At 61.8% G+C, this 338-nt stretch carries 1 protein-coding gene; it reads left to right on the forward strand.

Annotated features, from left to right (window positions below; genetic code table 11):
• Positions 1 to 135: 135 nt before the first annotated feature.
• The coding region (locus tag RHOFW104R8_RS17795; protein WP_235604260.1) for a hypothetical protein at positions 136 to 338 on the forward strand (203 nt) is incomplete at its 3' end.

Genomic DNA, 338 nt, shown 5'->3' on the forward strand with positions numbered 1-338 from the left:
AACGCTAAAGTTGACTGGCTGCGGCGCGCAGCGCTTGATTGCCGCGACATCCTATACCCGCAGTCCGGTCGAACGCGCTGTTCGGGAGCGAGAGTGGCGGATTCCCGACGGGTTGTTCGGGCCTCGTCGCTTCCGATGGCGGACCGCAGCGACGACGAGGTCGTGTGTCTGAAAACAGCAAAGCGCCTGCGGCGGTCGGATCAACATCGTTATCCGACCGCCGCAGGCGCTTTGCTGAGTATTGATGATCGCGCGGCTTCGTCAATCCGGATGCTCCGCTGTCTTACGCAGGGACTTTCCCCTGAAACGTGTCCGCCGCTCTCGATGCCGAACGCTTA

The sequence above is a fragment of the Rhodanobacter sp. FW104-R8 genome (genome assembly GCF_001617365.1).
Lineage (GTDB): Bacteria > Pseudomonadota > Gammaproteobacteria > Xanthomonadales > Rhodanobacteraceae > Rhodanobacter.